This is a genomic window from Nitrosomonas eutropha (assembly GCF_003201195.1).
GTDB lineage: Bacteria > Pseudomonadota > Gammaproteobacteria > Burkholderiales > Nitrosomonadaceae > Nitrosomonas > Nitrosomonas eutropha.
The window spans coordinates 109,379-134,358 of the sequence record NZ_QICQ01000002.1 but is presented as its reverse complement, the minus strand read 5'-3'; the positions used below and the strand labels follow the sequence as shown (position 1 = coordinate 134,358).

The 24,980-nt window shown below is 46.8% G+C and carries 25 protein-coding genes and 1 pseudogene; 13 read left to right on the top strand and 13 right to left on the bottom strand.

The genetic code is table 11. The features are described 5' to 3' along the window. Nucleotides 1-143: pseudogene (locus C8R14_RS13970) on the top strand (IS630 family transposase); the annotation flags it as partial. A 47-nt stretch (nt 144-190) separates the two neighbouring features. Here the strand turns inward: C8R14_RS13970 and C8R14_RS01690 are convergent. Further along, nucleotides 191-649, bottom strand: a complete 459-nt coding sequence (locus C8R14_RS01690; RefSeq protein WP_011633849.1) for a c-type cytochrome — start codon at nt 647-649, stop codon at nt 191-193. Between the two features lie 28 nt (nt 650-677). Then, on the bottom strand, nt 678-1,202 hold the full coding sequence (locus C8R14_RS01685; protein WP_074709721.1) for a DUF411 domain-containing protein: 525 nt from the start codon (nt 1,200-1,202) through the stop codon (nt 678-680). A 397-nt stretch (nt 1,203-1,599) separates the two neighbouring features. Here C8R14_RS01685 and ttcA point away from each other — a divergent pair, with 397 nt between their 5' ends. After that, complete coding sequence (gene ttcA / locus C8R14_RS01680; RefSeq protein WP_011633851.1) at nt 1,600-2,541, top strand: tRNA 2-thiocytidine(32) synthetase TtcA; 942 nt, start codon at nt 1,600-1,602, stop codon at nt 2,539-2,541. Between the two features lie 26 nt (nt 2,542-2,567). On the opposite strand, the gene lipA is transcribed toward ttcA, so the two are convergent. The 5 genes from lipA to C8R14_RS01655 form a co-directional block, all read right to left on the bottom strand. Beyond that, entirely contained in the window at nt 2,568-3,512 is a 945-nt protein-coding gene (lipA, locus tag C8R14_RS01675) for a lipoyl synthase (RefSeq protein ID WP_011633852.1), read from the bottom strand. Continuing rightward, complete coding sequence (gene lipB, locus C8R14_RS01670) at nt 3,502-4,179, bottom strand: lipoyl(octanoyl) transferase LipB (RefSeq protein ID WP_011633853.1); 678 nt, start codon at nt 4,177-4,179, stop codon at nt 3,502-3,504. Before lipB ends, lipA begins: the two co-directional genes overlap by 11 nt. A gap of 87 nt (nt 4,180-4,266) precedes the next feature. Then, nucleotides 4,267-4,530 carry an HP0495 family protein gene (locus C8R14_RS01665; RefSeq protein ID WP_011633854.1) on the bottom strand — a complete coding sequence of 88 codons (264 nt, stop codon included), beginning with the start codon at nt 4,528-4,530 and terminating at the stop codon, nt 4,267-4,269. 9 nt (nt 4,531-4,539) lie between these two features. Then, complete coding sequence (locus C8R14_RS01660) at nt 4,540-5,400, bottom strand: D-amino acid aminotransferase (protein WP_011633855.1); 861 nt, start codon at nt 5,398-5,400, stop codon at nt 4,540-4,542. 19 nt (nt 5,401-5,419) lie between these two features. Next, complete coding sequence (locus tag C8R14_RS01655; RefSeq protein ID WP_011633856.1) at nt 5,420-6,562, bottom strand: D-alanyl-D-alanine carboxypeptidase family protein; 1,143 nt, start codon at nt 6,560-6,562, stop codon at nt 5,420-5,422. 122 nt (nt 6,563-6,684) lie between these two features. Here C8R14_RS01655 and rplM point away from each other — a divergent pair, with 122 nt between their 5' ends. The 5 genes from rplM to C8R14_RS01630 all read left to right on the top strand — a co-directional run bounded on the left by rplM (nt 6,685) and on the right by C8R14_RS01630 (nt 9,958). After that, complete coding sequence (gene rplM / locus C8R14_RS01650) at nt 6,685-7,119, top strand: 50S ribosomal protein L13 (protein ID WP_011633857.1); 435 nt, start codon at nt 6,685-6,687, stop codon at nt 7,117-7,119. A gap of 11 nt (nt 7,120-7,130) precedes the next feature. Beyond that, nucleotides 7,131-7,523, top strand: a complete 393-nt coding sequence (gene rpsI, locus C8R14_RS01645; RefSeq protein ID WP_011633858.1) for a 30S ribosomal protein S9 — start codon at nt 7,131-7,133, stop codon at nt 7,521-7,523. Nucleotides 7,524-7,655: 132 nt separating this feature from the next. Continuing rightward, nucleotides 7,656-8,684 carry an N-acetyl-gamma-glutamyl-phosphate reductase gene (gene argC, locus C8R14_RS01640; RefSeq protein ID WP_011633859.1) on the top strand — a complete coding sequence of 343 codons (1,029 nt, stop codon included), beginning with the start codon at nt 7,656-7,658 and terminating at the stop codon, nt 8,682-8,684. A gap of 100 nt (nt 8,685-8,784) precedes the next feature. Beyond that, nucleotides 8,785-9,552 (top strand): DUF6776 family protein, encoded by a 768-nt coding sequence (locus C8R14_RS01635; RefSeq protein ID WP_011633860.1) that lies wholly within the window; start codon nt 8,785-8,787, stop codon nt 9,550-9,552. Further along, a complete protein-coding gene (locus tag C8R14_RS01630) occupies nt 9,533-9,958 on the top strand; it encodes a bactofilin family protein (RefSeq protein WP_011633861.1) in 426 nt (141 codons plus the stop codon). The genes C8R14_RS01635 and C8R14_RS01630 overlap by 20 nt, the downstream gene beginning before the upstream one ends. 27 nt (nt 9,959-9,985) lie before the next feature. Here the strand turns inward: C8R14_RS01630 and recN are convergent, their stop codons facing one another. Together recN and C8R14_RS01620 are read right to left on the bottom strand one after the other, a co-directional pair. Then, nucleotides 9,986-11,647 (bottom strand): DNA repair protein RecN, encoded by a 1,662-nt coding sequence (gene recN, locus C8R14_RS01625; RefSeq protein ID WP_011633862.1) that lies wholly within the window; start codon nt 11,645-11,647, stop codon nt 9,986-9,988. A gap of 9 nt (nt 11,648-11,656) precedes the next feature. Continuing rightward, nucleotides 11,657-12,547: an NAD kinase gene (locus C8R14_RS01620; protein WP_011633863.1), complete on the bottom strand. Its 891-nt coding sequence runs from the start codon at nt 12,545-12,547 to the stop codon at nt 11,657-11,659. A 216-nt stretch (nt 12,548-12,763) separates the two neighbouring features. Between C8R14_RS01620 and hrcA the strand changes: the two genes are divergently transcribed. From hrcA to C8R14_RS01595, 5 genes are all read left to right on the top strand, one after another. Beyond that, entirely contained in the window at nt 12,764-13,780 is a 1,017-nt protein-coding gene (gene hrcA / locus C8R14_RS01615; RefSeq protein ID WP_011633864.1) for a heat-inducible transcriptional repressor HrcA, read from the top strand. A 19-nt stretch (nt 13,781-13,799) separates the two neighbouring features. Beyond that, nucleotides 13,800-14,897, top strand: coding sequence for a ferrochelatase (hemH, locus tag C8R14_RS01610; protein WP_011633865.1), 1,098 nt, complete (start codon nt 13,800-13,802; stop codon nt 14,895-14,897). A gap of 111 nt (nt 14,898-15,008) precedes the next feature. Beyond that, a complete protein-coding gene (locus C8R14_RS01605) occupies nt 15,009-15,800 on the top strand; it encodes a M48 family metallopeptidase (RefSeq protein WP_011633866.1) in 792 nt (263 codons plus the stop codon). A 119-nt stretch (nt 15,801-15,919) separates the two neighbouring features. Continuing rightward, nucleotides 15,920-16,792 (top strand): phosphoribulokinase, encoded by an 873-nt coding sequence (locus C8R14_RS01600; RefSeq protein WP_011633867.1) that lies wholly within the window; start codon nt 15,920-15,922, stop codon nt 16,790-16,792. Between the two features lie 63 nt (nt 16,793-16,855). After that, nucleotides 16,856-19,102: a UvrD-helicase domain-containing protein gene (locus C8R14_RS01595; protein ID WP_011633868.1), complete on the top strand. Its 2,247-nt coding sequence runs from the start codon at nt 16,856-16,858 to the stop codon at nt 19,100-19,102. A 6-nt stretch (nt 19,103-19,108) separates the two neighbouring features. On the opposite strand, the gene C8R14_RS01590 is transcribed toward C8R14_RS01595, so the two are convergent. The 4 genes from C8R14_RS01590 to C8R14_RS01575 form a co-directional block, all read right to left on the bottom strand. Continuing rightward, the gene (locus C8R14_RS01590) at nt 19,109-19,900 is read right to left on the bottom strand and encodes a BPSS1780 family membrane protein (RefSeq protein ID WP_011633869.1); all 792 of its coding nucleotides are present in this window, start codon (nt 19,898-19,900) and stop codon (nt 19,109-19,111) included. 90 nt (nt 19,901-19,990) lie between these two features. Beyond that, entirely contained in the window at nt 19,991-20,941 is a 951-nt protein-coding gene (locus C8R14_RS01585) for a homoserine kinase (protein ID WP_011633870.1), read from the bottom strand. Between the two features lie 93 nt (nt 20,942-21,034). Beyond that, the gene (locus tag C8R14_RS01580) at nt 21,035-21,415 is read right to left on the bottom strand and encodes a DUF2782 domain-containing protein (RefSeq protein ID WP_011633871.1); all 381 of its coding nucleotides are present in this window, start codon (nt 21,413-21,415) and stop codon (nt 21,035-21,037) included. Between the two features lie 60 nt (nt 21,416-21,475). Next, on the bottom strand, nt 21,476-22,195 hold the full coding sequence (locus tag C8R14_RS01575) for an LOG family protein (protein ID WP_011633872.1): 720 nt from the start codon (nt 22,193-22,195) through the stop codon (nt 21,476-21,478). Between the two features lie 15 nt (nt 22,196-22,210). Here C8R14_RS01575 and polA point away from each other — a divergent pair, with 15 nt between their 5' ends. Further along, a complete protein-coding gene (gene polA / locus C8R14_RS01570; RefSeq protein WP_011633873.1) occupies nt 22,211-24,931 on the top strand; it encodes a DNA polymerase I in 2,721 nt (906 codons plus the stop codon). Nucleotides 24,932-24,980 lie beyond the last annotated feature (49 nt).

Here is a 24,980-nt window from a genome sequence, read left to right as displayed (position 1 = left end):
TCTCCAAACTCAAAGCCCTATTACGCAAAGCCGCCAAACGAACCATGGATGCCTTATGGGCACAGATCGGCAAAGTGTTGGATCTGTTCACTCCGGAGGAGTGTGCCAACTACTTCGCTTCATGTGGATATGTAAACAAGTAAGCCAAAAATGCTCTAGGGTATGAAATAGCTGAGCAGTATTACGTCTACTATTTTGGCCTGTTCTCGATTCTGGTGTACCAGCCCTGATAGACTTCATCCGGCCACAGGGATTTTATCCAGATCAGGATGTCATCAATTTCCTGATCTGTAAGGATCCCTTCCCAACCAGGCATACGACCTTCTCCCGGAGGGCCGCCGTTTAGTATAAAGCGTTTCAGTTCTTCGGTGGAATGGTGCCAGGCGTGTGCAGTGCCATTCAGTGGTGGTGGTGGGTATCTGCCATTTTCCAGTGGTTTGCGCCAATCCGGAGTGCCTTCCGCATTCTGACCGTGACACACCGCACAGTTTTTCTGGAAAAGTGTTTGGCCATGTGCAACTTGATCGGGGTCAAAATCGCGTGTGATCTGTTCCGGAGATATATCCCTGCCCAAAATACGATCTAAGGCGCTGCCTGCCGAGCGAGTGTCAGTTTGCTCTGAGCAGGCAGCAATAAGTAACAATGACATGAGCGCTACGGCTCTTGCAGGTATCACGTTATTTAAGTCTTAGAATTGATTTGGTTGTATTATTTTCAGGTATTTTATCTGTCTGTGATTTGCCCGGACCATATCGGTTGTAGATTTCTGCTGCGCTACGTTTGTCTCCAGGTTTTCTGATTAGCAGCACGTTATAGGTGTCAACACGTCCGGTTTCCATACCCGGGGAGCCATGTGGCATTCCGGGGGCTGACAGGCCGACTGCTCTCGGGCGTTCTTTCAGTAATTGTTTGATGTCATCAACCGGAACATGCCCTTCTATGGCATAGCCATTAACCAGGGCGGTATGACACGACCCCAGTTCGGTGGAGATGCCAGCTTCTACTCTGGCATTATCGTTACCGACATCATGGATGTTAACGGTGAATCCGTTGTCGCGCATGATATCCACCCATTTGGCACAACAGCCACAAGTTGGGCTTTTATACACTTCCATGGTTGCAGCCACTGCCGTGCTGGCGACGCCTGTTAGTGCGATGGTTAGCAGGGAACGGGTAAAGAATTTATTGAGTTGTTTTTTCATGTGCTCTCCGATATGGTTTTGCCTTGTATTCGCTTGAATTGGTTGGGACTGAACAATTAATGATAAGCGCGTATCCTGGGCATTTAGAAAAATGGAATTGTTTCTTGCGCGGTTGGACATTGATAGCGTGTATAACGTTCTCCCTGATCCCTGGCTGGCAGTCGTTACATTGTTATAATTTTTTGCTTGAGTGGTGTCGTTATTCAACAAATATGAAACCTTGAAGATATAACTATAACCGACTTTCTCATATATCCGTGATAGACAGCAGAAACAACTAATTATTGTATTGTTCAAGTGTTAATTTATACAAATGTTCTTTCCTTAACTTTGTGTGAAATAGTTACCTGGCTGATTTTTTTGATAGCTTTCTTATTTTATTTTTCTATAAATTCATATGATTACGGATACATTTTCCAGAAAATCCGAATACAGCACTAATAAGTTGCGTAAAAGACTGAGGCGGCTTGTTGGCACGGCTATTGCCGATTTTAATATGATTGAGAGCGGTGACCGGATTATGGTGTGTTTGTCCGGTGGAAAGGATAGCTATGCGCTGCTGGATATTTTGCGCAATTTGCAAGCACATGCGCCACTGGATTTCGAACTGATTGCAGTTAATCTGGACCAGAAGCAGCCGGGTTTTCCTGAGCATGTATTGCCTGGTTATTTGTCAGAAATAAATATGCCCTTTCGTATTGTTGAACAGGATACCTATAGTGTTGTAAAACGAGTGATTCCTGAGGGGAAAACGACCTGTAGCCTGTGTTCCCGTTTGCGTAGAGGAGTGCTTTACCGGGTGGCAACCGAGCTGGGGGCAACCAAGATTGCCCTGGGACACCATCGCGACGATATTCTGGAGACTTTTTTCCTGAATATGTTTTATGGGGGCAAACTGAAAGCAATGCCTCCCAAACTGGTAAGTGATGACGGGTGTCATGTGGTAATTCGACCGCTGGCATATTGCAAGGAAAAAGATCTGGCTGCTTATGCCCAGCTTGTCCAGTTTCCTATTATTCCTTGCAATTTATGTGGTTCGCAGCCGAACCTGCAGCGGCAGGTAATTAAGGAAATGATGCAGCAATGGAACAAGAAATACCCCGGTCGGCTTGAAACGATGTTTACAGCTTTACAAAATATTCAGCTTTCACACTTGGCGGATACCAGTCGCTATGATTTTGTCGGAATCAAACCACATGGTATTGCGACGGAAGAAGGGGACAAGGCATTTGATGAGGAGTTACTTCCTGACAGCCCGGTTGGTATGAATCATGATGATGCCGCATCCGAGCTGGATGAAGCATGCAGTACCGAGGCTGTCCAGGGTGGCACTATATAGCATGTCTTCTTCAGTATATCTCTGCTTTATTCAATCCCGGCTTCGTGCGCTTGTTGATCAGCATGATAGCTGGAGCGTACCATTGGACCGCAAGCAGCGTGGCTGAATCCAAGATTGGTGGCAATGCGTTCGAAGGTTTTAAAATCTTCGGGTGAAACATAGCGCATGACCGGGTGGTGACCAATGCTGGGTTGTAAATATTGGCCAATGGTTAGCATATTAACTTGATGTGCGCGTAAATCCTGCATAACCCCGATAATTTCTTCATCGGTTTCCCCCAGCCCCAGCATCAGACCGGATTTGGTCGGAATATGAGGGGAAGCTGCTTTAAAATCCTTGAGCAATTGCAATGAATGTACGTAGTCTGCGCCCGGCCGGCACTGCTTATATAAGCGCGGCACAGTTTCCAGGTTATGGTTCATCACATCAGGTGGACAGGCAGATAGTTTCTCCAGTGCGATTTCCAGTCGGCCACGAAAATCCGGGACCAGGATTTCAATCCGTGTTTGTGGAGATTGAGCGCGAATTGCGCGGATGCAATCTGCAAAGTGTTGTGCCCCTCCGTCTCTAAGATCATCGCGATCCACGCTTGTGATGACAACATAATTGAGTTTCAGCACTGCGATAGATTTGGCCAGATGCATAGGTTCATCCGGATCGGGGGCATGGGGCCGCCCATGCGCTACATCACAGAACGGGCAACGCCTGGTGCATAAGTCACCGAGTATCATGAAGGTTGCCGTACCGCGCCCGAAACATTCCCCAATATTCGGGCAGGAGGCTTCCTCGCAGACGGTATGTAATTTATTCTCGCGCAGCAGGCGTTTTACTTCCTGGTATCTCTGACTGTTAGGCGAACGCACGCGAATCCAGGAGGGTTTGCGCAATAGCTGGCCGGATTGTTCTAGATCAATTTTAATTGGGTTGCGTGCCGTTTTGGCGGTGCCTCTTTGGTGGGTATCAGCGACCATGGGGGGTGATTATCCTATGGGTTAGTTGAGCAATAAAATTCTGTGCCAGTTTGCCAGCAAGTACTTCTTTGTTATCCGATATGCCGAGCTCTTTTGCCTGTGTGACACGCAAGCCGGGATAACCGCAAGGATTGATTGCAACAAAGGGAGCAAGATCCATGTCTGCATTAAAGGCGATACCGTGGTAGCACGCGCCGCGTCTTATTTTCAGTCCCAACGAGGCAATTTTGGCGCCGTTGACGTACACTCCGGGCGCATCTTGGCTGCCGTTTGCAACGATATCGTATTCATCCATCAAGTTTATCACGGCCCCTTCCATTTTTCTGACCAGTTGTCTGATACCAAGCTGCCAGCGATGTAAGTCCAGCAATAGATACATGATTATTTGCCCGGGGCCGTGATAGGTTATTTGCCCCCCTCGGTCGGTTTTGATGACGGGGATGTTGCTAGGAAAAAGCAGGTGCTCAGGTTTCCCGGCAATTCCCTGAGTGTAAACTGGAGGGTGTTCCAATAGCCAGATCTCATCAGGAGTTTCACGAGTACGCTGCTGCGTAAAATCTTTCATGGCCTGCCAGGCTGTGAGGTATTCCGTAATCCCCATGTTTTTTACTGTAACGGTAAACATATAGCCTGTTTTTGGAGCGTGATTCAGTTTTTTAGTTTGCATGCCCGTTGTTCAGGGTGGGACATGTGTTTTTCTACAGAATGGGCTTATTACTCGTGGTGAGTATGATGATATCGAACACTGATCAGCCTACAGAAGCATCGTTACCATTGGGTGGTTATGCAGTGTCTGATAGAGAGAATCCAGCTGTGTGCGCGAAGTTGCGCGGATTGTGCAGGTAAGGCTCAGGTAAGTTCCGCATTTACTGGTACGAACTTCGAGAGTTGTATCGTCAAAGTCAGGAGCATGTGTTTTGACAATGGCCAGCATGGATTGAGTGAATCCCTGCTGTGCCTTCCCCATAATTTTTATTGGGAAATCACAAGGATATTCAATAAGCGATTCTTCTGTCATGAGATTGTATTACTGGGGCGAGGTGTATCCGCGCATTACTGTCTGTTTATATGCTTGATAGTGCCGATTGAGTTGCTGAAATATGGGGCCGGGCACACCATTGCCAACCGACTGCCCATCGAGTCGGGTAATGGGAAGGATCTCTTTAGTGGAAGAGGTGAGCATAACTTCCTGAGCGGTACGTAATTCAGTCTCTGAGACATCTCTTATTGCGTGAGGAATGTCATGAGTTACGGCCAGTTCCAGTACCACATCGTAGGTGGTACCAGGCAATATACGATGATCTTTGGGGGGGGTCAGCAGCTGGTTGCCTTTCACAATAAAAATATTGCTGGCTGCTCCCTCGGTCAGCAATCCATTGCGCAGCAGGATGGTTTCCATGGCATGCTCATCCACTGAAAGCTGGCGTAATAATATATTAGGCAAGAGAGAAATGGTCTTGATATCGCAGCGACCCCAGCGATTGTCTTGTGCAGTGACAGCCGATGCTCCGGATGCGAGCAATCCTTCGGGCGGTGTCAGTAGAGGGCTGCTCATCATAAAGACGGTTGGTGTTATTCCGTGAGGGAATGCGTGATCACGTTTCGCTACGCCACGAGTAATATGCAAGTAAAGATACTGGTCATCGTATTCGTTCAGCTCAATTATGCGTGTAACCAGATCAATCCATTGTTTTTCAGTATGTGGATTCTGGAGGCGTATCCCATCAAGGCTGTACTGCAGGCGGGAAAGATGTTCGTTCAGCCGGAACGGTTTGCGCGAATAGACTGGTATAAGCTCATAGACCCCATCTCCAAAAATGAAACCTCTATCCAGTACCGGAACCGTAGCTTGTTCTATTGGTAGAAATTTTCCGTTGAGATAAATCATGCTTTTATTGTCCGCGAGATTAGTTGAACAGCATTTTCAGATTATCCCATGCGCGCCCGAAGAAATTGGCTGTATCAACAGCTTCCAGAGCAACCAGGGGGTAAGTGGCCACTTCCAATCCATCCAGGACAAATTTTACCTTTCCTATTTCCTGGCCTTGATCAATGGGTGCAATAAGTGGCTGGCGATATTCCATTCGAGCCTTTACCCCTTCGACCTTACCTTTAGGGAGTGAAAAATAGATATCCTGATTAAAGCCGACTTTTATTTTATTTTGTGTGCCTTTCCAGATTTGAACATTTGCGACCGGCTGGTTCTTTTTGTAAGGGTGTGCCGTATCGAAAAACTGGAACCCATAATTTAGCAGGCGTTGGCTTTCAATGCTGCGTGCATTAGGTGAAGCGGTACCCATCACTACAGAGATAAGGCGCCGATGATCACGTTTTGCTGAGGTAACCAGGCAGTATCCGGCAGCTTCCGTCCACCCTGTTTTCATGCCGTCAACATTAGGATCCGTCCATAGAAGGCGGTTACGGTTTTGCTGGGTAATGCCGTTGTAGGTATATTCGCGTAAGGAGTAGAGCGGGTAGTATTCTGGAAAATCCCTAATAATGGCGCCTGCCAATAATGCCAGATCATTAGCTGTGCTGTAGTGATCAGGATGAGTCAGACCAGTTGAGTTGGTGAAATGCGTGTTGTGCATGCCCAGGCGTTTTGCTTCTTCATTCATCATGTGCACAAGCAGATCCTCTGAACCGGCGATCAGCTCTGCTAGGGCAACGCAGGCATCGTTCCCTGATTGTACAATTACCCCATGAATTAACTCATCAACAGTTACTGGTTTGTTTGGCTCGATAAACATACGTGATCCTGCCATGCGCCAGGCTTTTTTGGATACGGGCACGACCTGGTCCAGCTTGATACGTTCCTGCTTCAGCGCGGAGAAGACAACGTAGGCTGTCATCAGCTTGGTGAGCGAAGCAGGATCCAGTCGTTCATGCGGGTTGGAGCTGGCGAGTGTCTGGCCGCTGTGAAAATCGGTCAGAGTAAAGGATTTGGCAGCAATTGACAGTTCCGGCTGTTGTGACCATGCCGGAAAAACGGGCATCAATAAGAACAGGAAGAGGATAAACTGTTTCATGAGGGTCAGCAAAAGCTTCATTATACTCCGACTTTGCAGCATGTATTTCTTGAATCCAGCTTGCCTGGATGCAAATTTGACATTCTTAATGCGCTAACTCATAATTCACGGTTATCTTGTACTACAAAAACAAAGGAAATTCAGTGAAAACCTTTTCTGCCAAGCCACATGAAGTAAAGCACGAGTGGTTTGTGGTTGACGCAACCGATAAAGTTCTGGGTAGATTGGCGGCAGCTATTGCTCATCGCTTGCGTGGCAAACATAAGCCTATTTATACACCGCACGTAGATACTGGTGATTATATTGTGGTTATCAACGTGGATAAATTGAGAGTCACTGGTAATAAGGCGGAAGATAAAATATATTATCGTCACAGTGGCTATCCCGGGGGGCTCTATGAGACCACCTTTAAAAAGATGCATGCGCGTTTTCCTGCCAGGCCACTTGAAAAAGCTGTGAAAGGTATGTTACCCAAGGGTCCACTTGGGTATGCCATGATAAAGAAATTGAAAATTTATGCCGGGGATATACATCCTCACGCGGCTCAGCAACCGCAGTCACTGGAAATTAACGCTTAATCTTATAAATTATGGCTATTCAATATAACTACGGAACCGGCCGTAGAAAAAGTGCAGTTGCACGGGTTTTTATTAAATCAGGTACAGGTGTTATCACGGTAAATCACAAACCTGCCGATGAGTATTTTTCTCGTGAAACAGGGCGGATGATTATCCGTCAGCCATTGGAGCTGACTGGGAACAGTACTAATCTGGATATTATGGTCAACATACGCGGGGGTGGAGAATCCGGGCAGGCTGGTGCGGTCAGGCATGGCATTACCCGTGCGTTGATCGATTATGATGAAACGCTAAAGTCGGTTCTAAGTAAAGCAGGTTTTGTAACAAGAGATGCACGTGAAGTAGAGCGGAAGAAGGTTGGTTTTCGTAAAGCAAGACGTCGCAAACAGTTTTCTAAACGGTGATTGTTGTTGTTTTCTGGAGAATACGAAAAAGCCGCCCTCTTTGTTGGGCGGCTTTTTCGTATTGGGTTCACAACACAAGATACCGACTGCTTTTTGATAAAAAATTAATTTTTTAGCTGTTGTTTCCTAGAGATGATTAATGTTGGTATTGTAGGTGGGACAGGTTATACGGGTGTCGAGTTATTACGTATTCTCGCACAGCACCCGAAAGCCAAGCTTAAAGTTATTACCTCTCGTCAAGAGGCTGGAACAGGAGTTGACGATCTTTTTTCCAGTTTGCGCGGACAGATTACGCTTAAATTCAGTGATCCGCTCAAGGTAGACTTTGGAAAATGTGATGTCGTCTTTTTCGCAACGCCAAATGGTATTGCCATGCAACAGGTAAGTGCATTACTTGGATCTGGAATAAAAGTTATTGATCTGTCTGCTGATTTCAGGATTAAAGACGTTGCGGAATGGGAGGAATGGTATGGCATGTCGCACACAGCTCCTGAATTGGTGGCTGAAGCAGTCTATGGTTTACCCGAAGTTAACCGTGAAAAAATCAGGAATGCAAGATTGATTGCTAATCCCGGTTGCTATCCAACAGCGGTGCAGCTGGGTTTTATCCCGCTGATCGAAGCAGGGGCCGTTGATGAGAATCATCTGATAGCCGATACCAAATCAGGTGTTTCCGGAGCAGGGCGCAAGGCCGAAATACACACACTATATGCAGAAGCATCAGACAATTTCAAGTCTTATGCCGTAGCGGGTCACCGTCATTTACCTGAAATCAGACAAGGCTTATCCGAAAGATCAGGTAAGCCGATTGACCTGACTTTCGTGCCTCATCTAACCCCAATGATTCGGGGCATTCATGCCACATTGTATGCAAGACTGACCCGAGATGTTGATTTACAAGCTTTATATGAAAGCCGTTACGCTAATGAACCCTTTGTTGATGTTCTTCCAGCAGGCAGCCATCCGGAAACACGTTCTGTACGTGGTTCAAATTTCTGCCGGATTGCAGTTCATCGTCCCCGGAATGGCGATACTGCGGTAATACTCTCGGTTACTGACAACTTGGTTAAAGGGGCTGCCGGACAGGCTGTTCAAAATATGAATATTATGTATGGGCTGCCAGAGAAGATGGGCATTCAGCATATTCCGTTGCTACCCTAGCAGTTTGTGATTAAAGAGTGAAGTGACTGAAAGAACGTCATATTGCAGATAATATATGCATAGTAATACCCTGGGAATTTCTAAAGAATAAGGGAACGAATTGCTGCATAACAAAAAAAATATTAATGCACCCAGGGTGGTTATACGTCCTCATGTTCCCTGGTATCGACGTTTGCTGATAGCGGCTATTGGGATATTACTGGTAGCCTTGCTTGCTTATGGAATGTACATGGTCGGGCAGGGAGCGGCTCAACCAGCCAGTAACGTTGTAGCCGATCCGGTTCTCGAACAGATACTGGAATCGAACAGTTGTCTAGAGAAATATGATTCTGCTCTTTGCTCACAGCTTGCAGAGCTTGTCAGGCAGCTGCAGATCAGCAACGCGACCCGCGCTGATCTGGTAAAGCAGGTTAAGTCTCTGGATGAGGAAAATGAGCGCCTGAGAGAGGACCTGAGCTTATTTCAGCAGATGGTTTCCGGTAATGAGGATTTACCTGGCGCCGAACTGGTTATTCATCGTTTTACGCTTGAACAAGGTCAGCTTCCTGGTGAATACCTGTATACACTATTACTTGCCCAAGGTAGTCAGCGTTCAAAAGAATTCAACGGTAAACTGGAGTTTGTGGTTGGGTTGCTTCAGAATGGTGAAGAAAAATTCATTTCTCTTGTAGACGAGAATGCATCCAAAGAATTTCCAATAAATTTTCGCTTCTACCACAGACTGGAGAAAAGCTTCCAAATACCAGCTGATACGGTAGTGAAAAATTTGCAGGTTTTTATCTATGAGAATGGTTTAAATGAAGCAGTGCTGACAAAAACGATTCAGTTATCTCAAAAGGAATCGGGGAATGTTCGGAAAAAAACGTAGGGTAGTCAGTGATATCGATACGTTAATCGGGGAAAATACCGTGATTACCGGTGATATCCAGTTTGCTGGCGGATTGCGGGTTGATGGCCGTATCAGCGGTAGCATCATGGCGGCGGGCAATAAGCAGCATTCCTTGCTTGTGTTGAGTGAACAAGGGGTGATTGAAGGAAAAATCAAGGTGCCGTATCTGGTGATTAATGGAATCGTCAAAGGACCGATTCACTCCGATGAGAGTCTTGAACTACAGCCTGGTGCAAAAATCACCGGGGATATTTACTACAAAACTATAAAAATTCACCAAGGTGCTGTAGTTGAAGGAAAAATGGTTTGTCATGAGAACTCGCAACCGGAGAAGCTGATTACCTACGTCGCATCAGCCGAGGAGCAGAAAGAAAAAGTGGAATAAAATTCTATTGCGGTTGATTTGATCTGTCTAACCCAGTATTTCTGTTGCGTGCTGAAGTGTGGTAGCGGTCAGATTTTCACCACCCAGCATACGAGCAATTTCCTCAACTCTTTCTGCTGCATCAAGTTCTGCAATATGGCTAGCTGGCAGTTGGTTATCATCTATTCCGGCAGTTTTAGATACACGCCAATGATGATCGCCTTTGGCCGCTACCTGCGGAAGATGAGTAATACTGATTACCTGCCGCGTTTCTCCCAGTTGATGCAGCAATTTACCGATTATTTCAGCGATGCGTCCACCTATGCCGGTGTCTATTTCGTCAAAAATAAGAGTGGGAGTGGTGCCAATCTTGCTTGTAATAACCTGAATCGCCAGGCTGATACGCGATAACTCACCGCCAGAGGCTACTTTATTCAGTGGCCGCAATGGCAGATCTTTGTGGGCGGATACCTGAAATTCGATCTGCTCCAGGCCATGCAGATTGCCCGATGGCACTGGTATCAATGCCACATTGAAGCGACCACCGTCCATTGCCAGCGCCTGCATGGATTCTGTGACTTGCTCGGACAGCTGATTTGCCGCACTCTGCCTTGCCTGACTTAATCTGTCTGCAAGATTTTTATAATCATTGCGAGCAGATTTCTCTGCTTCTGCCAACATTTCGTTGTTTGAAATGTTTCCCACTACCTCCAGACGCTGTCTGGTTGTTTCCAATAGCTCCGGTAGCATTTCCGGAGAGACGCGATATTTCCTGGCCGTTCCATGGATAGCAGCAATACGTGTCTCGATTTCCTGCAGCTTGCGGGGATCAATGTCCAGATGTTGCTGATAGTATTTCAGTTCATATACTGCTTCCTGAAGTTGTATTTGTGATGATTGTAACTGGCTGCAAATTGGTTCGAGTGTTTTGTCAATATTCGACAAGCTGCGTAGGTGGGTGATCACTGCGCTAAGTTGTGGCAATACCGCTGCTTCACTTTCCGATAATGCTTCCAGACTGGACTGAGCAGTTTCCAGCAGGCTGGCTGTATGCGTCAGCCGGTTGTGTTCTGCTTGCAGGGTTTCCCATTCTTCAGATGAAAAGTGCAGAGCAGTCAGTTCCTGCAGTTGCCATGACAGAAGTTCGTGCTCTCGTATATTTTGCTCGCTTTGCTGTTTCCACGAGAGTCTTTGCTGACATAGATCTTGCCAGTGCCGATAGGAGGAGGCGACTCGCCGGGCAAGATCTGATTCACCGGCCCAGGTGTCGAGCAGTTCGCGCTGTTTGTGGCCCTGCATCAGCAACTGGTGTGCATGTTGACCATGGATATCAACCAGCCATTCACCTGCTGTTCGCAATTGTTGCAGGGTGGCAGCGTGTCCATTGATGAAATTACGCGAACGTCCGCTGGTTTCCATGATTCTGCGCAGCAGACAAATGCCGGTTTCGTCTTCCAGTGCATTCTCCTGTAACCATGTCTGTAGCGCAGGAATGGCGCTTACATCAAATTGTGCGGTAATTTCGGCACGTTTACAGCCATGCCTGATTTGACTTGTGTCGGCGCGTCTGCCTAATACAAGTTCCAGTGCGTCGATTAGAATGGATTTTCCTGCACCTGTTTCACCTGTCAGAACGGTAAAACCGGGTTTGAAGAGCAGATCAATGTAATCAACTATAACGAAATTCTGAATAGATAGGTTTTGCAACATGGATGGATACTAACGGCTATTTTTCTGAAGGATGCTGCTCCAACCGAGTTTTTCCCGCAGCATACGGTAGTAACTGTGATGGACGGGATGCAGAAGTTTTATTGTTTCCGGACAGCGCCGAACCAGTACTCTGTCATGCTCGCCCAGATCAAACCAGGAATGGCTATCTGTATAGATCTTTGTCTCAGTTGTATAATGAATTTTGATTTCAATGACTGCATCTGCACCGATTACGATCGGACGGTTGCTAAGTGTATGCGGACAGACAGGAACCAATATCATCAGGTTGAGTCCTGGGTGCAGGATCGGCCCACCGGAGGAAAGTGCATAGGCTGTTGATCCGGTAGGGGTTGCAATAATGAGGCCATCTGATCTTAAAGAATAAACATATTCTCCATTGATATGGACCTCAAGCTCGATCATGCCACTGCTGATGCCGCGATGAAGCACTACATCGTTGAAAGCCAGTTCTTTAAAGACGCTTTCCCCATGACGTGTGACTTCGGTGGTGAGCAGCATCCTGTTCTCTACAATAAATTGGCCCGCTAGCATGTCATTCAGGGTTGCATACATGGTATCGACTGTAAGATCTGTCAGAAATCCTAATCTGCCCTGATTGATACCGATCAACGGAACACTAAATGGAACAAGTGTACGAGCAATATTAAGCATGGTGCCATCTCCCCCCAGCACAATTGCAAGATCAGCCTGTCTGCCGATTTCTTCCAGAGCCACTACGGGATATTGGTTTTTGCCAATATGCGCGGCTGTTAAATCATCCAGTACCACGCTGGTGCCCCGATCAGTCAGATATTCTGCCAGATTCAGCAGAGGCGTCATGATATCGGGATTTTTGTGTTTCCCGATCAATGCGATTGTTTTGAATAAAGTGCTGCCCATGTATGAAAAGGGAGGTGGAACAGTAAAAATATCCGGATTCCTGCTGCAGGTGATCAGGATGAATTCAAGTGATTGTAAGTACTGGATATTACCGTAGCCTATCCCAAAAAAGTAAAAATGAGTTGAAAAACTGTATTCCACTTATATGTAGCATTTGAAATCCCCGCTTTAGGCTGTCTCTGCTCGTGGCAGGACCGATTCGTGTAAAATAAATATATGCTTAACGAACGCGCGAAAATTCTGCTTAAAACCTTGGTTGAACGGTATATCCATGAAGGCCAACCTGTTGGTTCGCGTTCGCTCGCCAAGTTTTCAGGACTGGATCTGAGTCCGGCCACGATTCGTAATGTAATGACTGATCTGGAGGAAATGGGGTTTGTTTCCAGCCCGCATACATCTGCCGGGCGTATGCCAACCACACTTGGCTACCGTTTTTTTGTTGATACCTTGTTGGTGGTGCAATCTCTGGATAATGAACAGATTACTCTACTGGAAAACCGGATGCACCCAAATAACCCATCGCATTTGATTAATGTTACCTCTCGCTTGCTTTCAGATTTGACCCAGTTTGTTGGTGTGGTGGTAACACCCAAGCGAATGGGAGGGGCGGTATTTCGCCATATTGAATTTGTGCCATTATCTGAAAAACGGATTCTCCTGATTCTGGTAACGCCAGAGGGGGATGTTCAGAACCGGATTATTTTTACTGAAACGGTTTATAACCAGTCTGACCTAATTGAGGCTGGGAATTTTCTCAATCAGCACTATGCTGGTTGTGCGCTGGAAGAAATTCGTTCCGGGTTACAGCACGAATTGACACAGTTGCGCCGGAATATGACAGATCTTATGAATGCGGCAATAGAAATAGGTAATGCTGCGCTGCAGGAAAGCAGTGAAGCAGTGGTGATTGCCGGAGAACACAAACTGTTTGATGTTCGTGATTTATCGGAAAATCTGTCTAGTTTGAAACAATTATTCGAGCTGTTTGAGCGAAAATCAAAGTTGTTGCAGTTAATGGAATTAAGTCGCCAGGCGTGCGGCGTTAAAATCTTTATTGGTGGTGAGTCTGATGAAACCATGCTGGAAGAGATCAGTGTGGTAACTGCACCCTATGAAATGGAAGGTAAAATTGTAGGTACTGTGGGGGTGATCGGTCCACGACGTATGGCTTATGAGCGCATTATCCCTATTGTTGATATAACTGCCCGCCTGCTTTCAAATAATCTGTCGTAATATCCCGCCCTCTATTTTTATGTCACGAATAATATTACCGGAGCCGGCTTATCAACACGGTTCAATTGATAGAGTCGGTGTTCTGCTGATTAATCTGGGTACGCCAGATGCTCCGAATGCCAAGTCCCTGCGAACCTATCTAAGACAATTTCTGAGTGAGCCTCGTATTGTGGAGTTCCCGCGCTGGTTGTGGTGGCTTATTCTGAACGGTATTATTTTGAATATCCGGCCAGGTAAATCAGCAAAGAAGTATGCGCAAATCTGGACGCCAGAAGGTTCTCCACTGAAAATACATACCGAGCGTCAGACAGAACTTGTCGCAGCTTTACTGAAGAAACAGCTCAATTCGGTTCCGATAGTTGAATATGCAATGATTGTCGGCAATCCATCTATCGCAGAGAGGTTACAGCGGATGAGAGAGCAGGGTTGCAGCCGGATTTTGGTGCTGTCATTATTTCCCCAGTATGCTGCCAGTAGCGCCGGTTGTGCATTGGATAGTGTTTTTACTGAGTTGGGAAAGATGCGTAATATCCCTGATATTCGCACCGTCAAGCACTACCACGATGATCCGGGCTATATTGCAGCATTGGCGCAGAATGTTCGTGATTACTGGGAGAAACACGGGAGGCCTGACAAGCTGGTTATCAGCTTTCACGGTGTGCCGCGTAAAACTCTGGAGATGGGCGATCCTTATCATTGTGAATGTCAAAAAACCGGGCGATTACTGGCTGAGGCACTGGAACTAACGAATGACCAGTATCAAGTATGCTTCCAGTCGCGTTTTGGCTTTTCTCAGTGGTTGAGTCCCTATACTTCAGAAGTTCTAAAAGAATTAGGCAAACAGGAAACCGGGCGGGTGGATGTTGTCTGCCCAGGATTCGTCTCGGACTGTCTGGAAACACTCGAGGAAATCGCAATGGAAGGTAAAACAACCTTTACCGAGGCCGGAGGGGGGGAATTTCACTACATTCCCAGCCTCAATGAACATCCGGAGTGGATTAAAGCGATGAGAGACATGATTCAAACACACTTAGCAGGCTGGGTTGTCCGGCAACCTTCCGAAGAGGATGCTGAGCAGTCGCGTAAACGGGCGCTGGAGCTGGGAGCAGAAGAATGATTAGTGCATCCATTTGTATTCTTGTTGATTGATAATCCGCGCAGGGGATTTGCTCTGAATTGGGGCTGAACATATGATCGATTTATATCTGGTTATGGTCGGGAGAGAAGAATGAGTACATTAATGATGAAGTTATTGTTCGCCTTCCTGTGGATCAACTTTCTGACAGCCTGTGCAACTTCTCCTACCGGCCGAACGCAGCTTGTATTTATGCCGGATACAGAGGTAAACAGCATGGGTCTACAGGCATTTGATACTTTGAAGCGTGAAAAGCAGATCAGTCATGATGCGGTGAGTAATCGGTTTGTCAGTTGTGTTGCCAGCGCAATTACCCGGGAAGTGGGGGGTGAATGGGAAGTGGTCGTATTTAAAGACCAGTCACTGAATGCATTTGCGTTGCCTGGTGGGAAAATTGGTGTGCATACTGGCTTACTCAATCTGGTGGATAACCAGGATCAGCTGGCAGTTATCATTGGTCATGAAGTCGGGCATGTGATGGCTCGCCATAGTAATGAACGTTTATCTCAACAGGTTGGAACAAACCTGGGAATATCGCTTGTCCAGGCAGTTGCTGCACCTCAATCTACGTTGGGGCAAACTGCAATCGGTTTGCTGGGGATTGGGGCACAGTATGGGATTATTATGCCGTATAGCAGATTACAGGAATCCGAGGCGGATATGATTGGTCTGGACTTGATGGCCAAGGCAGGATTCAACCCGTCGGAAAGTGTAAAACTGTGGCAAAAGATGGAGCAGGCCAGCCAGGATGCACCGATAGAATTCCTTTCCACCCACCCTTCGCACGCGTCCCGTATCCAGAATCTGCAGGCATATTTACCAAAAGCGCAACAATTACAGAAACAAGCGAATATTGCAGGGAAAAATCCACATTGTACTAAATGAAGAATATCGAATTCATTGGTAACTGCAGGCTGATGAGCAGCATCATTCGCTATGCGGTGACTGAATAGCTGTCTACTAATTGCTGGAAATTATTTTTTATATTTAGGAGATAAAAACAAATGTCGCAGAAACACCCTGTTATCGCTGTAACTGGATCTTCCGGAGCCGGAACATCTACTGTCAAGGCAAGTTTTGAGCATATTTTTCGGCGTGAACGACTGAATGTTGCTGTGGTAGAAGGTGACAGCTTCCATCGTTATGACCGTGAATCCATGAAGCGAGTGGTTGAAGAATCGGAAAAGAGTGGCGGGCGGCCTATCAGCCATTTTGGTCCGGAAGCCAATGAGTTTGAAAAGTTGGAAACCTTATTCCGGACATATGGAGAAAGTGGATCTGGAGAAATTCGTCTTTATCTGCATAATGAAGAGGAAGCCAAACCCTACAATCAGAAACCCGGTACATTTACTTCCTGGAAGACAATTGCACCTGGCACAAACCTGTTGTTCTATGAAGGTCTGCATGGCGGAGTGAAGAGTGATACAGCGGATGTCGGCCAGTATGTAGATCTGCTGGTGGGTGTGGTTCCAATTGTTAACTTGGAATGGATTCAAAAAATATACCGTGATACTGCTGCGAGAGGGTATTCGTGCGAAGCGGTGACACATACCATTCTGCGTCGCATGCACGATTACGTTCATTACATTACCCCTCAGTTCTCACGTACACACATTAATTTCCAGCGTGTGCCAACAGTTGATACTTCCAATCCATTCATTGCACGGGATATTCCTGCACTGGATGAAAGTATGGTCGTTATCCGTTTTCGTGATTATCACGGTGCTGATTTTTTCCCTTATCTACTTAGCATGCTAAACGGATCGTTTATGTCCCGTCCCAATACTATCGTTGTTCCTGGTGGCAAAATGGGTATGGCAATTGAATTGATTCTAACGCCGCTGATTCTGGATCTGGTGGCAAAAAGCAAGAAATAGTTTTTCTGATATCCCCCCGTCTGGCTCTGATAGCAGACGGGAAATTCGGCTGTTCCCTCTTATATGACTGCTCTACTTACTGATCTCAACCCGGAACAGCTGGAAGCCGTAACCTGGCCACACCAGTCCGCTCTGATACTGGCGGGTGCCGGAAGTGGCAAAACCCGAGTGCTGACTACACGGATTGCGTATTTACTGCAATCAGGCCTTACTCAGCCGCAGAATCTTCTGGCAGTTACATTCACTAATAAAGCGGCACGTGAAATGGTCGCGCGTATCAGCACGATGCTGCCTATCAATATTCGTGGCATGTGGATTGGCACATTTCATGGTTTGTGTCATCGCATGCTGCGTGCCCATTATGAAGATGCAGGGCTGCCGCAGGCATTCCAAATACTGGATATGGCCGATCAGCTGGCTGTTATCAAGCGAATACTGAAAGAGCGTTCGTTGGATGAAAAAGTGCTGGCACCCAGACAACTGCAATGGTTTATCAATAACGCCAAGGAAGAAGGATTACGAGCCTCACAGGTTGATACGCGTGGCAGTTTCAATCGGACTCTGGCTGAATGCTATCAGGTGTACGAAGCTGTCAGTATGCGGGGAGGTACTGTTGATTTTGCAGAACTGTTGCTGCGTTGCTATGAGTTGTTGAGTCGCAATGAAATTCTACGGGACCATTATCGTGGCCGTTTCGAACATATATTGGTAGATGAATTTCAGGATACCAACCGATTGCAATATCAATGGATCAAATTACTGGCAGGCTCGGGCTCACAACAACATGCTGCTATTTTTGCTGTCGGGGATGATGACCAAAGCATCTATGCATTCCGGGGAGCGCATGTTGGAAATATGCGTGATCTTGAGAAAGATTTCAGTGTACCCAAAATTATCAGACTGGAACAGAATTATCGCTCGCAAGGCAATATTCTGGACGCAGCCAATGCACTGATCGAGAATAACAAAGGGCGTCTAGGTAAGAATCTGTGGACTGCTGCGGGGAAAGGTGAGTCTGTGCGGATTTATTACGCCGCTACGGATGTGGATGAAACCAGCTTTATTGTTGATGAAATCAAGGCTCTGCACGCTGAAGGATTGTCCCTCTCCGAGATAGCTCTGCTTTATCGTTCCAATGCGCAATCACGGGTGCTGGAACACGGTTTGTTCAATGCATCTATTTCTTACCGTGTTTACGGTGGTATGCGTTTTTTCGATCGGCAGGAAGTAAAGCATGCACTGGCTTATTTGCGACTGGTTGCTTCGCCGGATGATGACAATGCCCTACTGCGGGTTATCAATTTTCCTCCCAGAGGAATTGGTGCACGCACATTGGAGCAATTGCAGGACCAGGCGGAAATACTTGGAACCAGTCTTTGGCAAGCGGCACTTAAGGTATGCGAGGGAAGGAAAGCTGTTACCACCAGGGGTGACCAGCCAGGAAGAGGGATAGCAGGTTTTGTTAATCTGGTTCTATCCATGCAGCAGGCATGTGAAGGCCAGCCGTTGCCGGAAATAATCCGGCGTGTAGTGGATCAGAGTGGGCTGGTGGCACATTACCAGGCTGAGCGTGAGGGTAACAATGAGCGCCTGGAAAATCTTAAAGAGCTGGTCAATGCTGCGACCAGTTTTGTGCATGAAGCCGAAGATGACAGTCTCACGGCTTTTCTGGCACATGCCTCACTTGAAGGTGGTGAGCATCAGGCGGAGGGCTATCAGGATGCAGTTCAATTGATGACAGTGCATGCTGCAAAAGGATTGGAATTTCATTCAGTATTTATCAGTGGCCTGGAGGAAGGGTTGTTTCCTCATGAAAACAGTCGTAATGAGCCGAATGGGCTGGAAGAAGAAAGACGTCTGATGTATGTGGCAATGACGCGCGCGCGTCAACGCTTGTATCTGAGCTATGCAGAGAGCCGTATGTTACACGGCCAGGTACGGGTGAATGTGCCTTCCAGGTTTGTTGATGAAATTCCGGAGGAGTTGCTGAAAAGGTTGCGATCATCCGGTTTTTCTGGAGCAGGGTATCGGCAGGGACTGTCAGGAACCGGACAAAATACTGTTAGCACTGCCTATTCTCGCCAAGGAAGAGGGAAGCATACACCAGTTTCAGCAGCAGTCAGGGTGGCCCCGCAAGGACTGAATACGGCGGGGTTGCATATTGGTCAGCAGGTATCACACACAAAATTTGGTACGGGCACTATTGTAAATTATGAGGGCAATGGATCTGATATGCGGGTTCAGGTGAATTTCCACCAGACAGGTACAAAATGGCTCTCACTTACCTATGCAAAACTGGTTCCTTTATAAATTGGATTATTTTGGTTCATCGTTCTCAATCTGGCTGATATTTTCCTTGTTTCCACCTGTGTCCTGATCAGATCTGGTATTTTCGTCTTGTTCGTAGTGAAAAATATCCTTGTAGCTGACATATGCTGAGGCAAATGCAACCGGGAACCATACGATGAAACCAAGTCCGTAGAGCATGGCTGAAAGCATGGCAAGAATAAACAGGACAATAAAGTAAATCTGGAAAGCAAAGAGATTTTTCAGGCACGCAAAAAAACTTTTACGTATAGCGATGAGAGGGGGCATTTTCTCAAAGATCACCAGCATGGGAGCAAACCAGATTGCCATCAGCAGCGGAATAGTTAGTAGCAGGGAAAATAAAGTAGCAGATAATATGTCGTTCATGACCCCGGCCAGCTCGGTTTCATCAAATCGTTTGCCATGCAGCCACATGTCAATGGCGGCATCTCCTCCACGCAGCATGAAGAACCCAGTAATCAGAACATCACCGACCAGGTAAATTCCACCGATCGTAATAAGGGGTAGGGTATATTTCTTGAATCCGTAAAACAGATATTCCAGTTCCAGTTTACCGTTTAGATCCAGCTGCCTGCATCCAGCCATAATGCCGGCCACAAAGACAGGTACGGTCAATATGCCGACAAGACTCCCCAGGTAAGGGATAAGCCCCAGCGTCGTTCCGATCAGCAAATAAGTAAAACATAGAAAGATCCAGTTAAGGGGTGCCTGGCGGAAAAAGTAAAAACCACTCAAAATCCACTGTAATCCCTGTTTTCCGCGTACATATCGTGCTTCCATCGTATTTCTCCAGTAATTAAAGTACGCCCGGCCAGAATTTTAATTGTTTATAGAGCGTATGTGAAAAGGATAACGATAATCTGTTTGGCTTCAAGCCTGAAGAGAGGGTAGTACACTCGGATTGGTCAGATGATATTCCAGAATTTTTCTGAAGTATTCTGGATCCTTTTTATGTGTCAACTCACCCGGGCGAGGCAGATAATAGTCATATAGACGTGATAACCAAAAACGCAGTGCACCTGCCCGTAGCATAGCAGGCCAGGCAGGGTATTCTTCCGCTGTTAATGGTCGGGCGGCCTGGTAGGCCTTCACGAGGGCATGCATGCGCGCTTTGTCCATTACGCCGTCCCCAAGCGTACACCAGTCGTTTGCAGTAATAGCCAGATCGTATAGTAAAGCATCATTACAGGCAAAGTAGAAGTCGATAATTCCGCCAATGCCGGTGGATGTAAATAAAACGTTATCACGGAAAAGATCGGCATGGATAATGCCTTGAGGAAGGTTGGTTGTGCGCTGCTTTATCTGGAATTGCAACTCCTCATCGAGCAGGCTTTGCTCCGAGCGGGAAAGGAAGGGCATGACTGTTCCAGCAGCAGTTTGCCACCAATCCAGTCCGCGCGGGTTTCTGTTTTTACCATTGTAGTTTAGTCCTGCCAGGTGCATTTTGGCGAGTATTTCTCCGACCTGTGCACATTGTTCTTCTCTGATTTGTGTCATGGATTGCCCGGGTAGAAAGCTCACAATAGAGGCCGGTTTGCCATTGAGAGTACCTAGCAAAGCGTGATCTTGTGATTCAATAGGTTTGGGGCAGGGAATACCCTGCTCGGAGAGATACGCCATCAGATTGAGATAAAAGGGCAATTCAGTGCTGGTTAGCTTCTCGAACAGAGTGAGAATAAATTTGCCTTGTGTCGTGGTAACAAAATAATTGGTATTTTCGATTCCGGATGAAATACCCTGCAAATCAGTCAGTGATCCAAGTGAGTAATTCTGCAGCCAGACGGCAAGTTGCTTTTTGGTAACCGGGGTGAAAACAGACATGAATGAAGTACTGAAAAGGCAGTTTGTAAAGGATGGGATGGCAAATAAACCAGCAAGTTTACTGGAGATCGCTCAGGTTCCGGTGAATCTTGCTCAAAAGCGGTAAATCTCCCACATTGGAACACTTACACCAGATCCCATATCCCCAGGGTGAGTTATGCCGGCAGCACTGCGCCGGTTCAGGAGGTAATAAGGTTTTCCGATTCGAGGGGTGATTTTGATCATGTATAACTCACCATTAACACGATATTCCTCGATTGTTCTGTCTTTTCCTTCATGGATTGTTATTTCTGGCTCAAGAGATGGATCCAGCCCCAGTTCGGGGGGAAGGACACTCTCTTCGCCGCTAGAAGGAGGTTCTGGAATCTCTGGTAATGGAATCAGGTTATCCGGTTGCGGTTTGTTTTGTGCGAATACCAAAGAGGATATCCAGACCAGATTGCTGCAGAAAAATAAAATAATTACTGGCCTCATGCTGATATCCGGATGGTTGGAATATTCTGGTATTTGTCTGATGAAATAAATCTGTCGATGTCAAAGATTGAGTTGTATGTTACGTTCAGTAGCTGAAGGCTCAAACCCGGAAGTTTCGTAGTAACGGAAAATTGCGTCTACGACTTGAGCGGGTTCATCAACAATTTGAATGAGATCCATATCTTCTGGAGAGATGAAATTATCCTGGACGAGTACCTGGCGAAACCAGTCTATTATTCCCTGCCAGAAATCTGAGCAGACCAGAATGATTGGCATCTTGCGGGTTTTTCCAGTTTGGACTAGGGTCAGTGCTTCCATTAGTTCATCTAGTGTGCCGAATCCACCCGGCATCACGACGTAGGCAGTTGCAAACTTGATGAACATATACTTGCGAGCAAAGAAATGGCGGAAAGTCTGGCTGATATCCTGATAAACGTTGCGGCGTTGTTCGTGTGGTAGCTGAATGTTTAGCCCTACACTGGGAGATTTGCCATAAAAAGCGCCTTTGTTGGCAGCTTCCATAATGCCTGGCCCTCCACCGGATATGACTGAGAATCCAGCATCCGACAATTGTCTTGCAATTGCTTCGGTTAATTTATAATGCGGATGGTCGGGATGAGTTCTGGCGCTGCCAAAAATACTGATGGCGGGCTGGATACATTCGAGTCGCTCCGTGCCTTCAACAAATTCTGCCACAATACCGAAAACCCGCCATGATTCTCTGGCTGACCAGGGTTTTTCCAGGGTAAGGGCATCCCCCAACTTTGCTTGTAAACTCATAAAGGTCCTTATTTGATGAAAACACTCGTGCTGGTTGATGGCTCTTCTTACCTGTATCGTGCCTTTCATGCGTTGCCCGATTTACGTAATCGCCTGAATGAACCGACTGGTGCAATTTATGGCGTACTGAATATGCTGCGTCGCTTGTATAAGGAATACCAGCCAGATTATAGCGCGTGTGTGTTTGACGCAAAAGGTAAAACGTTCCGGGAAGAGATTTATCCGCAATATAAAGCAAACCGTCCGCCGATGCCGGCAGATTTGGCTGGCCAGATAAATCCCTTGTATGCCTGTATCCGGGCAATGGGCTGGCCGCTGCTGGTGGAAGAGCAGGTCGAGGCGGATGATGTCATCGGTACGCTGGCCAGACGTGCAGCAGGTGAACGGATACAATGTGTTATATCGACGGGTGACAAGGATATTGCGCAATTGGTTGCGCCAGGTATACGACTGGTAAATACCATGAATAGTGAATCACTGGATGAGGCGGGTGTGCTGCAAAAATTCGGTGTGATGCCTGCGCAAATCATCGATTTTCTGGCGTTGGTGGGGGATAGTGTAGATAACATTCCCGGCGTAGAAAAAGTAGGCCCCAAAACTGCGGTGAAATGGCTTAATCAATATGGCTCGTTGAATAATCTGATCGCACATGCACATGAAATAAAGGGTGTGGTGGGTGAAAATTTGCGCAAGGCACTGGATTGGTTACAGGTTTCAAGAGAGTTGCTAACAATCAAGTGCGATGTTCCGCTTGCAATGGGTTGGCAGGATCTGGTTGCTGCTCCTCTTGATGTTGCTCGGTTGATGGCGCTTTATGAGCATCTTGAATTCCGAAGTTGGTTACGTGAACTCAGGCAATCAGATTCTGAAACAGGCCCAGCAACTATACCTATGTATGATCCATTAGTGCCGGGAGAAAGAAACAGCGATAGCCGGGATTATCAAATCATCCTGACTGATTCCCAATTTGAAGAATGGGTCCAGCAATGCGAGTCTGCTGAACTGGTTTCGATTGATACCGAAACAACCAGCCTGAATCCAATGGAGGCTGAACTGGTGGGGCTTTCGTTATGTACGGAGCCGGGGCACGCAGCTTATATACCGCTGGCACATCATTATCAGGGTGTGCCTTCACAGCTAAATCGTGAACAGGTACTGCAACGGTTGAAGCCCTGGCTGGAGAATAGTGATATACCCAAGGTAGGGCAGAATCTGAAATACGATCGGCATGTGTTTGCTAACCATGGGGTCATGCTGAACGGAATCGCGCACGATACGCTGTTGCAATCGTATGTGCTGGAATCCCATCTGTCACACGATCTGGACAGTCTGGCCCGCCGACATTTGGATATCCAGACCATCAGCTATGATGATGTAACCGGGAAGGGCGCAAAGCGTATCGGGTTTGAACAGGTGGAAATTCAACAAGCGGGGATTTATGCTGCTGAAGATGCTGATATTCCCTTGCGTCTGCATCATTTTTTGTATCCAATCATCAGTAAGGATGCTCATCTTGGACATATTTATCAGCAGATTGAAATGCCATTGCTGGAGGTTCTGTTCCGGATAGAGCGTAATGGTGTGTTGCTTGATACCGATCTTCTACGGGAGCAAAGTGGTGAACTGGCGCGGCAACTGGTCATACTTGAGCAGCAGGCCCATTCCCTGGCTGGCCGTGCTTTTAATCTGAACTCAACTAAACAGATACAAGAGATTTTATTTGGGCAGCATAAGTTGCCAGTTATTAAAAAAACACCAAAAGGTGCGCCATCCACTGATGAAGAAGTTTTACAACAGCTGGCTCTGGATTATCCGTTACCCAAGATCTTGCTGGATTACCGGAGTCTTGCCAAGCTCAGATCGACTTATATCGATAAGCTACCGCAAATGGTGAATAGACAGACCGGTCGTGTCCATACAAATTATGCGCAGGCGGTGGCAGTTACCGGTCGCCTGGCGAGTAACGATCCCAATTTGCAGAATATTCCGGTACGCACACCGGAAGGCAGGCGTATCCGTGAGGCATTTATTGCTCCGAGTGGCTGGTATATTATTTCAGCAGATTATTCCCAGATTGAGTTGCGTATCATGGCGCATATTTCCCAGGACGCTGGGTTGATACGGGCATTTTTGGGAGGGCAGGACATTCATAGCGCTACTGCTGCCGAGGTATTTGGCATTTCTGTTGGTCAGGTGAATGCAGAGCAGCGCCGCTACGCTAAAGTCATCAATTTTGGTCTGATTTATGGCATGTCGGAATTTGGGCTGGCCACCCAGCTGGGTATTGATCGTAGCGCTGCGCGAGCGTTTATTGATCGTTATTTTGCGCGTTACCCAGGAGTGGCAGATTACATGCAACGTACAAGAGAGCTTGCGAGACAGAATGGATATGTTGAAACTGTGCTGGGAAGAAGACTGCAGCTACCTGATATTCGCAGTAGCCAGCATAATCGCCGGATGGGAGCTGAACGGGCGGCGATTAATGCCCCAATGCAGGGTACAGCTGCTGATATTATTAAATTAGCAATGATTTCCGTACATCAATGGCTGGTAAAAGCGCCGCTTCAAAGTAAATTGATCATGCAGGTACATGATGAATTGGTGTTGGAGGTGATTGAGGATGAACTATTTGTAGTTAAGGAAAATCTAATAATATTGATGGAAAATACGTTTAAGTTGGATGTGCCATTAAAGGTTGAGGTCGGGGTTGGGAAAAATTGGGATCAGGCGCATTAACTTTCTATTTGATCCACCTTCTTTTCGAGAATCTTATGAAATTTCTTGA

Bases quoted from the DNA above. Each gene is read 5' to 3' on its own strand.
- recN (WP_011633862.1), bottom strand. From the start codon at position 11,647: ATGTTGCAAAACCTATCTATTCAGAATTTCGTTATAGTTGATTACATT.
- C8R14_RS01655 (WP_011633856.1), bottom strand. From the start codon at position 6,562: ATGAAGCTTTTGCTGACCCTCATGAAACAGTTTATCCTCTTCCTGTTC.
- C8R14_RS01685 (WP_074709721.1), bottom strand. From the start codon at position 1,202: ATGAAAAAACAACTCAATAAATTCTTTACCCGTTCCCTGCTAACCATC.
- lipA (WP_011633852.1), bottom strand. From the start codon at position 3,512: ATGGTCGCTGATACCCACCAAAGAGGCACCGCCAAAACGGCACGCAAC.
- C8R14_RS01580 (WP_011633871.1), bottom strand. From the start codon at position 21,415: ATGAGGCCAGTAATTATTTTATTTTTCTGCAGCAATCTGGTCTGGATA.
- lipB (WP_011633853.1), bottom strand. From the start codon at position 4,179: ATGCAAACTAAAAAACTGAATCACGCTCCAAAAACAGGCTATATGTTT.
- C8R14_RS01605 (WP_011633866.1), top strand. From the start codon at position 15,009: ATGAGTACATTAATGATGAAGTTATTGTTCGCCTTCCTGTGGATCAAC.
- C8R14_RS01690 (WP_011633849.1), bottom strand. From the start codon at position 649: ATGTCATTGTTACTTATTGCTGCCTGCTCAGAGCAAACTGACACTCGC.
- C8R14_RS01660 (WP_011633855.1), bottom strand. From the start codon at position 5,400: ATGATTTATCTCAACGGAAAATTTCTACCAATAGAACAAGCTACGGTT.
- hemH (WP_011633865.1), top strand. From the start codon at position 13,800: ATGTCACGAATAATATTACCGGAGCCGGCTTATCAACACGGTTCAATT.
- C8R14_RS01665 (WP_011633854.1), bottom strand. From the start codon at position 4,530: ATGACAGAAGAATCGCTTATTGAATATCCTTGTGATTTCCCAATAAAA.
- C8R14_RS01585 (WP_011633870.1), bottom strand. From the start codon at position 20,941: ATGTCTGTTTTCACCCCGGTTACCAAAAAGCAACTTGCCGTCTGGCTG.
- ttcA (WP_011633851.1), top strand. From the start codon at position 1,600: ATGATTACGGATACATTTTCCAGAAAATCCGAATACAGCACTAATAAG.
- C8R14_RS01595 (WP_011633868.1), top strand. From the start codon at position 16,856: ATGACTGCTCTACTTACTGATCTCAACCCGGAACAGCTGGAAGCCGTA.
- C8R14_RS01575 (WP_011633872.1), bottom strand. From the start codon at position 22,195: ATGAGTTTACAAGCAAAGTTGGGGGATGCCCTTACCCTGGAAAAACCC.
- rpsI (WP_011633858.1), top strand. From the start codon at position 7,131: ATGGCTATTCAATATAACTACGGAACCGGCCGTAGAAAAAGTGCAGTT.
- polA (WP_011633873.1), top strand. From the start codon at position 22,211: ATGAAAACACTCGTGCTGGTTGATGGCTCTTCTTACCTGTATCGTGCC.
- argC (WP_011633859.1), top strand. From the start codon at position 7,656: ATGATTAATGTTGGTATTGTAGGTGGGACAGGTTATACGGGTGTCGAG.
- C8R14_RS01590 (WP_011633869.1), bottom strand. From the start codon at position 19,900: ATGGAAGCACGATATGTACGCGGAAAACAGGGATTACAGTGGATTTTG.
- C8R14_RS01600 (WP_011633867.1), top strand. From the start codon at position 15,920: ATGTCGCAGAAACACCCTGTTATCGCTGTAACTGGATCTTCCGGAGCC.
- C8R14_RS01630 (WP_011633861.1), top strand. From the start codon at position 9,533: ATGTTCGGAAAAAAACGTAGGGTAGTCAGTGATATCGATACGTTAATC.
- C8R14_RS01620 (WP_011633863.1), bottom strand. From the start codon at position 12,547: ATGGGCAGCACTTTATTCAAAACAATCGCATTGATCGGGAAACACAAA.
- hrcA (WP_011633864.1), top strand. From the start codon at position 12,764: ATGCTTAACGAACGCGCGAAAATTCTGCTTAAAACCTTGGTTGAACGG.